12 protein-coding genes are annotated in these 13,190 nt (G+C 66.1%); 7 read left to right on the top strand and 5 right to left on the bottom strand.

The window, feature by feature from the left end; all coding sequences use genetic code 11:
- Positions 1-219: 219 nt before the first annotated feature.
- From GJV26_RS09145 to GJV26_RS09135, 3 genes are all read right to left on the bottom strand, one after another.
- A complete protein-coding gene (locus tag GJV26_RS09145; protein ID WP_155708554.1) occupies positions 220-1,074 on the bottom strand; it encodes a sulfurtransferase in 855 nt (284 codons plus the stop codon).
- 9 nt (positions 1,075-1,083) lie between these two features.
- On the bottom strand, positions 1,084-2,007 hold the full coding sequence (locus GJV26_RS09140; RefSeq protein WP_155708553.1) for a DMT family transporter: 924 nt from the start codon (positions 2,005-2,007) through the stop codon (positions 1,084-1,086).
- A gap of 78 nt (positions 2,008-2,085) precedes the next feature.
- A complete protein-coding gene (locus GJV26_RS09135; protein WP_155708552.1) occupies positions 2,086-3,186 on the bottom strand; it encodes an aromatic ring-hydroxylating oxygenase subunit alpha in 1,101 nt (366 codons plus the stop codon).
- 465 nt (positions 3,187-3,651) lie between these two features.
- On the opposite strand from GJV26_RS09135, the gene GJV26_RS09130 reads away from it, so the two are divergent.
- The 6 genes from GJV26_RS09130 to GJV26_RS09105 all read left to right on the top strand — a co-directional run bounded on the left by GJV26_RS09130 (position 3,652) and on the right by GJV26_RS09105 (position 9,802).
- Positions 3,652-3,918, top strand: a complete 267-nt coding sequence (locus GJV26_RS09130; RefSeq protein ID WP_155708551.1) for an exodeoxyribonuclease VII small subunit — start codon at positions 3,652-3,654, stop codon at positions 3,916-3,918.
- Entirely contained in the window at positions 3,915-4,820 is a 906-nt protein-coding gene (locus tag GJV26_RS09125; protein ID WP_155708550.1) for a polyprenyl synthetase family protein, read from the top strand. Before GJV26_RS09130 ends, GJV26_RS09125 begins: the two co-directional genes overlap by 4 nt.
- A complete protein-coding gene (dxs, locus tag GJV26_RS09120) occupies positions 4,821-6,692 on the top strand; it encodes a 1-deoxy-D-xylulose-5-phosphate synthase (RefSeq protein ID WP_155708549.1) in 1,872 nt (623 codons plus the stop codon).
- Between the two features lie 345 nt (positions 6,693-7,037).
- Complete coding sequence (locus GJV26_RS09115; RefSeq protein WP_155708548.1) at positions 7,038-8,204, top strand: sialidase family protein; 1,167 nt, start codon at positions 7,038-7,040, stop codon at positions 8,202-8,204.
- Positions 8,201-8,962 carry a hypothetical protein gene (locus GJV26_RS09110; protein WP_155708547.1) on the top strand — a complete coding sequence of 254 codons (762 nt, stop codon included), beginning with the start codon at positions 8,201-8,203 and terminating at the stop codon, positions 8,960-8,962. Before GJV26_RS09115 ends, GJV26_RS09110 begins: the two co-directional genes overlap by 4 nt.
- 3 nt (positions 8,963-8,965) lie before the next feature.
- Positions 8,966-9,802: a hypothetical protein gene (locus GJV26_RS09105; RefSeq protein ID WP_189441916.1), complete on the top strand. Its 837-nt coding sequence runs from the start codon at positions 8,966-8,968 to the stop codon at positions 9,800-9,802.
- A gap of 140 nt (positions 9,803-9,942) precedes the next feature.
- On the opposite strand, the gene GJV26_RS09100 is transcribed toward GJV26_RS09105, so the two are convergent.
- Together GJV26_RS09100 and GJV26_RS09095 are read right to left on the bottom strand one after the other, a co-directional pair.
- Complete coding sequence (locus GJV26_RS09100; RefSeq protein WP_155708546.1) at positions 9,943-10,902, bottom strand: IS1595 family transposase; 960 nt, start codon at positions 10,900-10,902, stop codon at positions 9,943-9,945.
- Positions 10,903-11,012: 110 nt separating this feature from the next.
- Complete coding sequence (locus GJV26_RS09095; RefSeq protein WP_155708545.1) at positions 11,013-11,567, bottom strand: cob(I)yrinic acid a,c-diamide adenosyltransferase; 555 nt, start codon at positions 11,565-11,567, stop codon at positions 11,013-11,015.
- Between the two features lie 89 nt (positions 11,568-11,656).
- Between GJV26_RS09095 and GJV26_RS09090 the strand changes: the two genes are divergently transcribed.
- A complete protein-coding gene (locus GJV26_RS09090; protein WP_155708544.1) occupies positions 11,657-13,150 on the top strand; it encodes an FAD-linked oxidase C-terminal domain-containing protein in 1,494 nt (497 codons plus the stop codon).
- The last annotated feature ends 40 nt before the right edge of the window (positions 13,151-13,190 follow it).

The following is a 13,190-nucleotide window of genomic DNA, read 5'->3' as shown; positions in this document are numbered from 1 at the left end:
AGATGTGGAACCGCAGGGCTCCTGGTCGGCTGTTACGTGGCCAGCCTCTGCTGGAACGGATGGTGGACGGTGATGCAGCGGCTCGCCGACGGGGGCAATGCGTTATTCGAGATCGGGGAAGCCGTCCTGATCGCCCTGCTGGCCGTGCAGTGCTGGTTTCCCCGCCAAGAGACGTAATAAACGCCGTACTGCCGTTCAACGGAAGACGGCTGCAGGGGCTCAGGCCCCCGTCGCCACCGGCCGTTCCGCCGAAGCGCACCACTCCGACCACGAACCCGGATACAGCGCGGCACCCGGCAAGCCGGCCACTTCCAGCGCCAGCAAATTGTGGCAAGCCGTCACGCCCGAGCCGCACTGCATCACGGCTGCGGCAGGGGAGGCGAACAGCGGCGCGAACTCTTCCTTCAGCTGCGCGGCGGGCTTGAACGTGCCGTCGGCCTGCAGGTTGTCCTTGAAGAACCGGTTCTTCGCGCCGGGGATGTGGCCGCCGACCGGGTCGATCGTTTCATTCTCGCCGCGGAAGCGGTCATTGGCGCGGGCGTCGACCACGGTGAATGCCCCCGTGGCCAGGTTCGCCACCACATCCTCCACCGACACCGCGCGCGTCAGCGCAGGCCGTTCGGCGATCGAGCCGGCGGGACGGACCGGCGCCGGTTCCGTCGTCAAGGACTGGCCCGCGGCCTGCCATGCCGGCAGGCCGCCATCGAGCACGGCCACGGCTTCATGCCCCACCGACCGCAGCAGCCACCACAGCCTTGCCGCATACATGCCGCCGTGCGCGTCGTAGGCCACCACCTGGCTGTCGTCATCGATGCCGAAGCGGCGCAGCGTGGCGACCAGCGCCGCACGGTCCGGCAACGGATGCCGGCCGCGGAACGTGTCGCCGGTGCCGGTCTTCGGGCCCGACAGGTCGTCGTCGATGCTGGCGAACTGCGCGCCGGGAAGGTGCCCGGCGGCGAACGCTTCGCGGCCGAAGGCCGGATTCATCAGGTCGTGGCGGCAGTCCAGCACGAGCCATTTCGGGTCGTCGACATGGCTGGCCAGGGTGGCGGCATCGATCAGGGTGCTATGCATACGGTCTCCTCAAACTTCGCTGGCAATCGGATCCGTCGCGGCAACGGCCTTGCCGCGCTCGGTGCTCTTCGTATTGTAGAACGTGGCGGCGCTGCCGGAGGCGAGGATGATGGCGATGCCCAGCCAGCTGTGCCAGTCGAACGTGTCGGCAAACACCAGCACGCCCCAGATACTGGAAAACACGATGCCGGTGTATTGCAGGTTGGCGACGACCAGCGTGTTGCCGAGGCGATACGCGCGCGTCATCGTGATCTGCGCGGCCGTCGCGAACAGGCCGATGCCCAGCAGCAGCAGGAAGCCGTGGCCCGTGTTCAGCGAATGGAAGACCACCGGGCCGCCGCCGGCTTCGGCCACGTGGCCGCCCAGGCCGGCCACCACGTTCATCAACGCGAAATAGAACACCACGCGGTATTCGGGCTCGCCGGCCAGGCCCAGCTTGCGTACCTGCATGTAGGCCATCGCCGTCAGCACCGACGAGCCGATGGCGATCAGCGCATACACCAGCTGGTCGGACTGGAAGGCGGGCTGCAGCAGCAGCACCACGCCCACGAAGCTCATCGCCACCGCCACCAGCAGTGGCCAGGCGATCCTGTTCTTGGCATGCCACCAGCCGTGCGCGAACAGCCAGACGGCGATCCAGATCGGCGACAGATAGTTCAGCGTCATCGCGGTGGCCAGCGGCAGCTTGGCGATCGAGAAGAACCACAGCCACAGCGAGATCACGCCGATCACGCTGCGCCACAGGTGGCCCATGCCGAAGCGGGTCTTCAGGGTGCCGCCCTGGATCAGCACGAGCGCCAGCAGCACCGTCACGCCGACGATCCCGCGGTACATCACGATCTCCGAGGTGGAGAACATGTCCGAGGCGAGCTTCACGCACACGCCCATGGCGGCAAACAGGAAACTGGCGAACAACATCCACAGCGATTGCATTAAAACTTCCTTCCCGGAAAAATTCGAGGGGACAGTCCGTTGCGATCCGGATCTGTCCCCTCGATGATTGATTTTATTTTATACGGCGATCTTACTTCGGTACCACTCGTGGAAGTGCTGCATGCCGTCCTCCATCGGGCTCTGGTACGGCCCCGCATCCGATGTGCCGCGATCCAGCAGGATCTTGCGGCCGGCGTCCATCCGCTGCGCGATTTCGTCGTCCTCGACGCACGTTTCCATGTAGGCCGCGCGTTCCGCGTCGACGAATTCGCGCTCGAACAGCACGATCTCTTCGGGGTAATAGAACTCCACCACGTTTTTGGTGCGGTTCGGGCCTTCCGGCCACAGCGTGGACACCACGAGCACGTGCGGATACCACTCCACCATGATGTTCGGATACAGCGTCAGCCAGATCGCGCCGTACGGCGGCGCCTCGCCGTTGCGGAACTTCAGCACCTGTTCATGCCAGCGCTGGTACACATCGGAGCCGGATTTCTGCAGGCCGCGGTTGACGCCCACCGTCTGCACCGAATAGTCGGCGCCGAATTCCCAGCGCAGGTCGTCGCAGGAAACAAAGCCTCCCAGGCCGGGGTGGAAGGGTTCGACGTGGTAATCCTCGAGGTAGACCTCGATGAAGGTCTTCCAGTTGTAGTCGCAGTAGTGCACTTCCACGTGATCGAGCATGTAGCCGGTGAAGTCCAGGTCTTTTGTGACCGACATGTCCTTCAGCTTGTCCATCACGTTGAAGCCGTTCTGCTCGAACAGCAGGCCGTTCCAGCTTTGCAGCGGGGCTTTCGGCAGGTTCAGGCACGGCGTTTCCGGGAAATGCGGCGCGCCGATCAGTTCCCCTTTCAGGTCGTAGGTCCAGCGGTGCAGCGGACAGACGATCGTGCTGGCATTGCCGCGCCCATTGAACATCAGCGCCTGCCGATGACGGCACACGTTCGACAGCAGTTCGATGCCGTTCGCGTTACGAACCAGCATGCGGCCTTCGTTTTCCGCGGCGAGCGTCGCAAAATCGCCGGCATTCGGTACCATCAGTTCATGGCCCACGTAACGGGGGCCATCCTGGAACAATTGCTGCATTTCACGCCGCAGAAGCGCTTCGTCAAAATAGACGTGGACCGGAAGTTGCGCATTCGAGCGCGCGAGCCTGGCGTGGGTACCCAGATCGGACATCCCAACCCCCCTTAATTTAAAGTACGGCAACCAAGAAGAGACAGAATCCGCAAAGACCTGAATTCAAAGTATGAGAACGGTATTTCGGACAGAACCGGAGATTATAGCCCGACTGGCATAGTTCTGCCGATAAATCTTCGTTCCATCCCCCGCGGTGCCCGGCATTGTGCCCGGTTTCGATTCCCGGTGGAGTCCGCCTGGTCATTGTGGACAGGCGCAGCTCTTGCAACGTGCAGCCGTTATGCAGGGGCAGGGCGGCGGAACGCGAAGGGCCAGGCTTGCATGGCTGTACCGTTTCGCAAGCGCTGGGCACGTTCCACGAATTGAATGCTTCACTCGCTGCTTTACGCCGTGTTCCACCAATTGCAACATGCCAAGCCCGGCCGGGTTGCCATTTTGGACCGTCCGCGACACTTTGTTCTAAAATAACGGGCTACACTGGCGATTGAGTCCAATTTACGTACCATGGTCAAACAAATTAACGGCGCAAACGACGCGGCTTCGAACACCGCGCCCGCTTCCTTTGAGGAAGCGATGGCCGAGCTCGCGCAGCTCGTCACGCAGATGGAATCCGGGCAGCTGCCGCTGGAGGCGTCGGTTGCCGCCTATGCGCGCGGTTCCGAACTGGTGAAATATTGCGCGGGCCAGCTGGACAAGGTCGAATCGCAGGTCAAGATCCTGGAAGGCGACATGCTCAAGCCCTTCGCCGACGGCGACGAGGGCGCGCCATGACGGAAACGTTCGAAGCGGTCACGTTCCAGGACTGGATGCGCGGCGTGCAGGCGGGCATGGAGGCGGATATGTCCGCCTACCTGCCGGCGGCCGAAGCGGCGCCCGCGAAGCTGCACGAGGCGATGCGCTATGCGCTGCTGGGCGGCGGCAAGCGGGTGCGCCCGCTGCTGGTGTATGCGGCCGGCGCGCTGTTCGGCGCGGATGCGGCGGCCCTGTCGCGCGCCGCCGCCGCCGTGGAAATGATCCATGCGTATTCGCTGGTGCACGACGACATGCCGTGCATGGACGACGACGACCTGCGCCGCGGCAAACCCACCGTGCACGTGGCCTACGACGAGGCGACGGCGCTGCTGGTCGGCGACGCGCTGCAATCGCAGGCGTTCACCGTGCTGGCCGGCTGTGAAAACGTGCCACCGGCGCGGCTGCTGGCGATGGTGCGGCTGCTGGCCGATGCCGCCGGCTCGGGCGGCATGTGCGGCGGCCAGGCCATCGACCTGGACAGCGTAGGCATCAGCCTCACGCTCGAACAGCTGGAACGCATGCATCAGCTCAAGACGGGCGCGCTGCTGCGCGCCTCGGTCGTGCTGGGCGCGCTGGCCGGCAAGAGCCTGGACGATGCCGAGCTGCACGCGCTGCATGCCTACAGCCGCGCTATCGGCCTGGCATTCCAGGTGGTGGACGATGTGCTCGATGCAACGGCCGATTCGGCCACCCTGGGCAAGACGGCCGGCAAGGATGCGGCCGACAATAAACCCACCTACGTCTCGATCCTGGGGCTCGACGAATCGGTCGCCCTGGCCGAACAACTGCGGCGCGAAGCCCATGCGGCCCTTGCCGCCTTCGGCGACGACGCACTGCGCTTACGCGAACTCGCGGACCTGATCGTGCAGCGGAAGGCATAAATGAAACTCCTTGAAACCATCAACAACCCGGCCGACCTGCGCAAGCTGCCGCGCACCCAGCTGACGCCGCTGGCCGACGAGCTGCGCAGCTTCCTGCTCGATTCCGTGTCGAAGACGGGCGGCCACCTGTCGTCGAACCTGGGCACCGTCGAACTGACCGTCGCACTGCATTACGTATTCAACACGCCGCACGACCGCATCGTGTGGGATGTGGGCCACCAGACCTACGCGCACAAGATCCTCACCGGCCGGCGCTGCCAGTTCCACACGCTGCGCCAGTTCGACGGCATCTCCGGCTTCCCGCGCCGCGTGGAAAGCGAATACGACACGTTCGGCACCGCGCACTCGTCCACGTCGATCTCCGCCGCGCTGGGCATGGCGCTGGCCGCCAGGATCAAGGGCGAGCAGCGGCATGCCATCGCCGTGATCGGCGACGGCTCGATGACCGCCGGCATGGCGTTCGAGGCGCTGAACAACGCCGGCGTGGAAGAAGACTGCAACCTGCTGGTGATCCTGAACGACAACGACATGTCGATCTCGCCGCCGGTGGGCGCGCTGAACCGCTACCTGGCGCGGCTGATGTCCGGCCAGTTCTATGCGGCGGCGAAAAATGTCGGCAAGTCGGTGCTGCCGGCGCCGATGCTGGAACTGGCGAAGAAGCTCGAAGAGCATGCCAAGGGCATGGTGGTGCCGGCCACGATGTTCGAGGAATTCGGCTTCAACTACATCGGCCCGATCGACGGCCACGATCTCGATTCGCTGATCCCCACGCTGCAGAACATCCGCAACCTGAAGGGGCCGCAGTTCCTCCACGTGGTGACCAAGAAGGGCCAGGGCTACAAGCTGGCCGAGGCCGAGCCGGTGCTGTACCACGGCACCGGCAAGTTCAACCCGGCCGAGGGCATCAAGCCGGCCACCGCGCCGGCCAAGATGACGTACACGGAGGTGTTCGGCAACTGGCTGTGCGACATGGCGGCCGCCGACAAGCGCCTGGTCGGCATCACGCCGGCGATGCGCGAAGGCTCCGGCATGGTGCGCTTCCATGCCGAATACCCGGACCGCTATTTCGACGTGGGCATCGCTGAGCAGCATTCCGTCACGTTCGCCGGGGGGCTGGCCTGCGAAGGCCTCAAGCCGGTGGTGGCGATCTATTCGACATTCCTGCAGCGCGCCTACGACCAGCTGATCCACGACGTGGCGCTGCAGAACCTGGACGTGACGTTCGCGCTCGACCGCGCCGGCCTGGTGGGGGCCGATGGCGCCACGCACGCCGGCAACTACGACCTGGCGTACCTGCGCTGCATTCCGAACATGGTGGTGATGGCGGCGTCGGACGAGAACGAATGCCGCCAGATGCTTACGACCGCGTACCAGTATCCGGGCCCGGCCGCCGTGCGCTACCCGCGCGGCGCCGGCATCGGCGCGGCCATGTCGACGGCGCTGACGACGATCGAGCTGGGCAAGGGCGAACTGCGCCGCCAGGGCGAACGCGTGGCGATCCTCGCGTTCGGCGCGATGGTGGCGCCGTCGCTCAAGGCCGGCGAGCAGCTCGACGCCACGGTGGCGAACATGCGTTTCGTGAAGCCGCTGGATGTGGCGCTGGTGAAGGAACTGGCCGCGTCGCACGACTATCTCGTCACGGTGGAAGAGGGCTGCGTGATGGGCGGCGCCGGTGCCGCCGTGGCCGAAGCACTGGCCGAAGCGGGCATCGTCAAGCCGCTGCTGATGCTGGGGCTGCCGGACAAGTTCATCGATCACGGCGACCCGGCCAAGCTGCTGGCCAGCGTCGGACTGGATGCGGACGGCATCGCCAGGTCGGTCAAGGCGCGCTTCCTGGGCGGCGAACCGCGGCTGGTGGTCAGCAACGGCTGACCGTGATCGCCACCGGCGATGTTTGTCCGGCAAACACGACAGAACGGCGCCGCGGCGCCGTTTTTATTTGTCATCGACATGTGCTCGACCGGCAGCCGGGTGCCCCGGTTACTCGCGGCAAGTTGAAACATTGCCGTTCGGTTAAGTGGGCTGCAATAATCAGCCGCCCGAATGGCTGGCTTACCCCCTCTTTTACTTTTTCCTGTAGCATACCGACTTTCGTCTACGCAAAACGTTGACGAAAATCAAAGCAAGGCTTGTGGCACATCATGGCACGCAAGCCGGTATTCATATTGGGCGGGGAAACACGGTATCTGTTCTCATGTCCACCTTTCGGGAGACGGAATGGGAGCAGGGCGCCCACCTGTCCGGCGCACCACTCGCCTGGTCGCGCTGGCTTGCATCATTGCCGCAGCGAGCGCCATGGCGGCCGAAGCGCTGCGCTGGAGCCACGGCACACGGCAGGTCGAGCGGCCCGCCGTCGCCACGGTCGCCGCACCAAAATCCATTACCTTGAGCGAAGTCAGCCGGGCCATCATCCCGATGCCGCGCGGCGTGCCATCCGCCCACGCGAGCGCGCTGGCCGCGCTGCCCGGCGGAAAACTCGTGTCGTTCTGGTGGGCCGGCAGCCGCGAAAGCGGGCCGGATGTGAAAGTCTATGCATCGCGCTGGGTCAACGGCGCGTGGAGCGACAACTGGGTGGTGGCCAGCCGCGAATCGCTGGGCCAGGCACTCGGTTACGGCATACGGCGCATCGGCAACCCGGTGGCCTGGACCGCGCCCGACGGTACGCTGCACCTGTACGTGGTGGCCACCGGCCTGGGCGGCTGGGCCGCCGCGCGCATCGTGCAGCTGCTGTCGCACGATGACGGCGCCAGCTTCACCGTGCGCCGCGTGCTGCCGATGTCGCCGCTGTTCAACACCAGCACGCTGGTGCGCACGGCGCCCGTGGCGCTGGCCGACGGCGGCTGGTGGCTGCCTGTCTATTTCGAAATCGGTAACAAGTACCCGATGCTGATGGCGTTCGATGCCGGCGGCGAGCCGCGGCGCATCGCCCGGATCGGCAGCGGCACCTCGTCGCTGCAGCCGGCGATCGTGCCGGTATCGGCGACCGAAGTGCGGGCCTGGATGCGCGACGCGGGCGAGGGCCAGCGCGTGCAGCAGGCGATCAGCCGGGACGGCGGGGCGAGCTGGGAAGACCTGGCGCCCACGCAACTGGCGAACCAGAGCACCTCGCTGGCGGCGCTGCGCCTGTCCAGCGGGAGCTTCCTGATGCTGTACAACCATGTGGCGGCGGGCGGCTCGGACCGCAACGTGCTGTCGCTGGCGCTGTCGACCGATGCGCGCACGTGGCGCCCGCTGGCCGACATCGTCAGCGGCAAGCCGGGCGACGAGTTCTCCTACCCGACGATGCACCAGGTGGGCGACAAGCTGCACATCACCTATACGCACCAGCGGCGGTCGATCGCCCATCACCTGCTGCGCATCACCCCTGGAAAGGACCGGTTATGACCCTGCCCGATCTCGCCTTGCAGATCGTCTATGGAAAAGTGGCGTGGGCGCTGGTGCTGGTGGCGATGCTGGCCGCGTTTGCGGCCCGCTTTCTGAACGCATATGTGCCAGCTTCCCTGCACGGGTCCGCGCCCCGGCGCCAGGGCGCGGCGGCCGCCGCCGTCATCGTGCTGGCGTCGCTGCCGGGCGAATGGTCGCCGGCCTGGTGGCTGACACTGGCCTTCCAGTATCCCAGCGGCCTGCTGGCGGGCTGCGCGCTGATGTCGCTCCTCGCGGCGCGCCGGCAGGAGCCGGCTCCCCGATTCATGCTGCCGCTGGCCGTGGCGCTGCCGCTCGTGCTGATCGGCGTGGTGCTCTACCTGGATACGTTCGGGGTGGTGGCACTGGGCCTGTACTATGGCGGCTTTGGCGCCGTCGGGGCGCCGCTGCTGGGCTGCTGCGCGATCGCGGCATGCGCGTTCGCCATCTTCCGCGGCCATGCCGTGCAGCCGGCGCTGGCGCTGATGACGGGCCTGTTGCTGCATGCGCTGCTGCGCCTGCCGACGGGGAACCTGTGGGACGCGCTGCTCGATCCGCTGCTGTGGTCATGGGCGCTGGTCTCGTCCGTCGTTGCCGGCATGCGCCAGGCCGCCGGTGCCCGCATGCCCGCACTGGAGCCGGGCCACGAACCCGCACCCGAGCCGGCAATGGCAACCGCACTGGCCACCCCGCCGGTGCCGGCCGCCGTCATCGAACAACTTCAAACCGTCAGGGAGTAATACGTGGTACAGAACAAGTGGTACATTCATCCGGTGATCGCCGTGGCGGTCCTCATCAATGTGTTCGTGATGGGCCTGGCGATCGCGTGGTCCGGCGACCAGGCGGCGCTGTGGCGCCTGCTGGTGGAAGACGGCATCGTCGAATGGATGCAGTTCCTGTGCTTCGCGGTCACGTCGGGCCTGCTGGCCTTCGCCGCGGTCGAGCACTGGCAGCGCGGGCGCAGAGTGGACCTGGTGCTGCTGGCGCTGGCCGGCCTGGCCGGTATCGTGGCGCTGGCCGCGCTGGAGGAAATCAGCTGGTTCCAGCGCATCCTGAACATCGCCACGCCCGAATACTTCGCCCACAACAACCGCCAGGGCGAGACCAACCTGCACAACCTCGCCATCGGCGAGAAGGGCAGCATCCACAAGACGATCCTGCTGAAGATCATCGCCATCGTCGGCCTCACGCACAACATCGTGCTGCCGCTGCTGGCGCGCAAGCGCCCGGCGATCCGCGACTTCGTCGAGAAATTCGGCCTGTATCTGCCGCCGCTGTCGGCATCGGTGATCTACATCGTGCTGGTGGCCATTTCCCACCTGGTGATCGATCACCCGCGCAAGGGCGAGCTGGGCGAGATGTTCGGTGCCGTGCATTACCTGGCCACGGTCTTCGCCGCGTACTTCCTCGGCATCGGCTATGGCAAGCGGCCCGTCTTCGAAACGCCCGCCGACGCACGCCGTGCCGGCACGCTGTTCGCCATGCTGCTGGTCTTCCTGCTGATGACCGCCTGGCTGCTGAGCGCCGGCGCCGGCGCCGGTTCGTACCTGCAGGTGCATCCGGATGGCGGCAAGGGCTGATCGAACCCGCCGACCTTGCGCAGTTGATCTTGCGCAGTAAATGTCCTGGTGCCTGGCCCCAGGACATTCGTTGATTTTGGCGCTGTTCGCATTAGCTGTGCAATGCTCCAAGGAACGGAACTTTTTCAGCAAGCTGGTCTTTAGCGATGGCTTCCGGCGACGCCCACCCACAGCCATTGGGCCGGTAGCGCCAGCCGGGCCGCGTCGAGCACGCGTTGCCAGCCGGTGTAGTTGGCCAGGTAGCAACTGGCCACCCCGTTGAAGCGGCGCAGCCAGGTCTTGAAGCGGCTGTGCCACCCGTTGACGTTATTGAGGTGCATTGCGCCCCGGGCACGGACGCCGGCGCGAACGTTGAGGGCTTCGTGGGTAATATTGGCCGCGTGAGCAAAAGTTCCGTATGCCTTGGCACCATCGCTGATCAGCAGCACATCGCAACGCAACACAGGGAGCAGGTGACGCGCCAGCTGCCGCGCGCTGACCGGGCCTCGCCCGGTAACGAATTCGTGCGTCACCCTGGCACGGTCGCGGGCGACCAGGATGCAGTCCAGTTCGTGGCTGACGCCGCGGCGTGCCGCCTTGCCGCCACGCTGCCGCGCCGGGCGGTTCAGCGTTCGCGAGCCTTTTTGCGATTCCAGTAAATATGTTTCGTCCACCTCGACCATGCCTGCCAGTTGCGCCGGGCGTTCGCGGCGCACGCCGGCGATAAACCGGTGGCGCCATCGGAAGCTCGTCGAACGGGCGACGTCGACGCGCCGGGCCGCATCGCGCACGGTACGCGAATCGATCAGGCACTGCAGGTATGGCAGCCATTTGTCGCGATGGCGCAATCGTGCCAGCGGCGTGCCGGTCAGCGCGTTGTAGCTGCGCGTGCACGCCATGCAACGATAACGCTGAAGGCCATTGGCCTGCCCGCAGCGATGCCGCCGCCCGCAGCCACAGTGCGGGCAAGGACACGCGCGGGCGGCCTGTTCAACAATGCCGAGGCAATTGCCACGCGACGACAGTGCCACGAGCCACGCTTCCAGGCTGGCGACCTGCTGATCAGTCAATTGCTCCTGGGTGAGTGCTTGAAACAGTCCGGCAAAGCCTGCGGGATCCATGTTCGCTCCTCGTCTGCATGAGTTACCTCAACAAGGAGTAAGACAACGACCAGTTCGACTGGTTCCCCGATTTACCGCTAACAGCGCCTTGATTTTCCGCAGGTTTTCTATTAACTCCGCTTGCGCTCGTGGTGCCACAGCACGTCACTGCCGCCGGCAAAGCGGTTCAGCACCCGGGCCAGCACGAACAGCAGGTCCGACAGGCGGTTCACGTACTGCCGCGGGTGGTCGTGGAGCGTTTCCTCGCTGCCCAGAGTGACGATGCTGCGCTCGGCGCGCCGGCACACGGTGCGGCACACATGCGCCAGCGACGCGGCGCGCGAGCCGGCCGGCAGGATGAATTCCGTCAGCGCAGGCAGCGTGCCGTTGTATTTCTCCAGCAGCGCATCGAGCCGCTCCACGTGCTCTTCCTTGATCAGCTGGTAGCCGGGAATGCACAGTTCGCCGCCGAGGTCGAACAGGTCGTGCTGGATCGCCACCAGTTCGTCGCGCAGCTCGTCTGGCAGCGGCTCGCACAGCAGCACGCCCAGGTTCGAATTCAATTCGTCGACATCGCCCATGGCGTGCACGCGCACGCTGTCCTTGCGGGTGCGGCTGCCGTCGCCCAGGCCGGTGGTGCCGTTGTCGCCCGTGCGGGTCGCGATCTTCGATAGCCGGTTGCCCATGCTCGTCTCCGTATGATGAAAGGTGCGAGCATACGCCAGAATCGCCCTGGCTGGCCCCATGCGTTGCCGTTTCGCCCTACAATCGGTCCATGACCACGCCGCACGCCAGCCACGCGCCGTTCACTGAAAGCCGCCAGCGCGACGTGGCGCGGGCACTGTGCGCCGTGCTGCCGGCCCATTGCGTGCTGTCCCGCCTCGAGGATACCCGGCCGTACGAGTGCGACGGCCTGTCGGCGTTCCGCCAGCCGCCGATGATCGTGGCGCTGCCGGAGGACGAGGCGCAGGTGGTGGCGGTGCTGGGTGTCTGCCGCGCGATGGACGTGCCGATCGTGCCGCGCGGCGCCGGCACCGGCCTGTCCGGCGGCGCGATGCCGATCGCCGATGGCGTGGTGCTGTCCACCGCCAGGCTGAACCGCATCGTGCGGCTCGACGCGTATTCGCGCACGGCCGTCGTGCAGCCCGGCGTGCGCAATCTCGCCATTTCCGAGGCGGCCGCGCCGCATGGGCTGTATTACGCGCCCGATCCATCGTCGCAGATCGCCTGCACGATCGGCGGCAACGTCGCCGAGAATTCCGGCGGCGTGCACTGCCTGAAATACGGCCTCACGGTGCACAACGTGCTGCGCGTGCGCGTGGCCACGATCGGGGGCGACATCATCGAGCTGGGCAGCGCGGCGCCGGATGCGCCCGGCCTGGACCTGCTGGCGGTGTTCATCGGTTCCGAAGGGATGCTGGGCATCGTCATCGAGGTCACCGTGAAGCTGGTGCCGAAGCCGGCACTGCAGCGCGTGATCATGGCTTCGTTCGGCGACATCGTCACCGGCGCCAACGCCGTTGCGGACGTAATCGCGGCCGGCATCATTCCCGCCGGCCTGGAGATGATGGACCGGACGTCCGCGCGCATGGTCGAGCCGTTCGTCCACGCCGGCTACGATCTCGACGCGGCGGCCATCCTGCTGTGCGAGGCGGACGGCACGCCCGAGGAAGTGGAGGACGAGATCGCGCGCATGACGGCAGTACTGCGGGCGGCAGGCGCCGGCGCCATCGCCGTATCGTCCACCGAGGCCGAGCGGCTCAGGTTCTGGTCCGGCCGCAAGAACGCGTTCCCCGCCGCCGGCCGCATCTCGCCCGACTATTACTGCATGGATGGCACCATCCCCCGCAAGCACCTGGCCCACGTGCTGGCCGGCATCGCGCAGATGGAGGTCAAGTATGGCCTGCGTTGTGCCAACGTGTTCCATGCCGGTGACGGCAATTTGCACCCCTTGATCCTGTTCGACGCCAACGTGCCGGACGAACTGGCCCGCGCCGAAGCCTTCGGCGCCGAGATCCTGGCGCTGTGCGTGGCCGTGGGCGGCACGATCACCGGCGAGCATGGCGTGGGCATCGAGAAGATCGACTCGATGTGCGTGCAGTTCCGGCCAGCCGAACTGGCCGCGTTCTTCGGCGTCAAGCGGGCGTTCGATCCGCCGTCGCTGCTCAATCCCGACAAGGCGATTCCCACGCTGCACCGCTGCGCCGAGTTCGGCCGCCAGCGCGTGACGAACGGCGTGCTGCCGCATCCCGGGCTGCCGCGTTTCTGACCGTGCCGGGACACGGTCGGCTTCGATGCCGTGCGCGGTC

Source organism: Pseudoduganella dura (assembly GCF_009727155.1).
Lineage (GTDB): Bacteria > Pseudomonadota > Gammaproteobacteria > Burkholderiales > Burkholderiaceae_D > Rugamonas > Rugamonas dura.
This window is presented reverse-complemented; position numbering and strand designations above follow the sequence as displayed.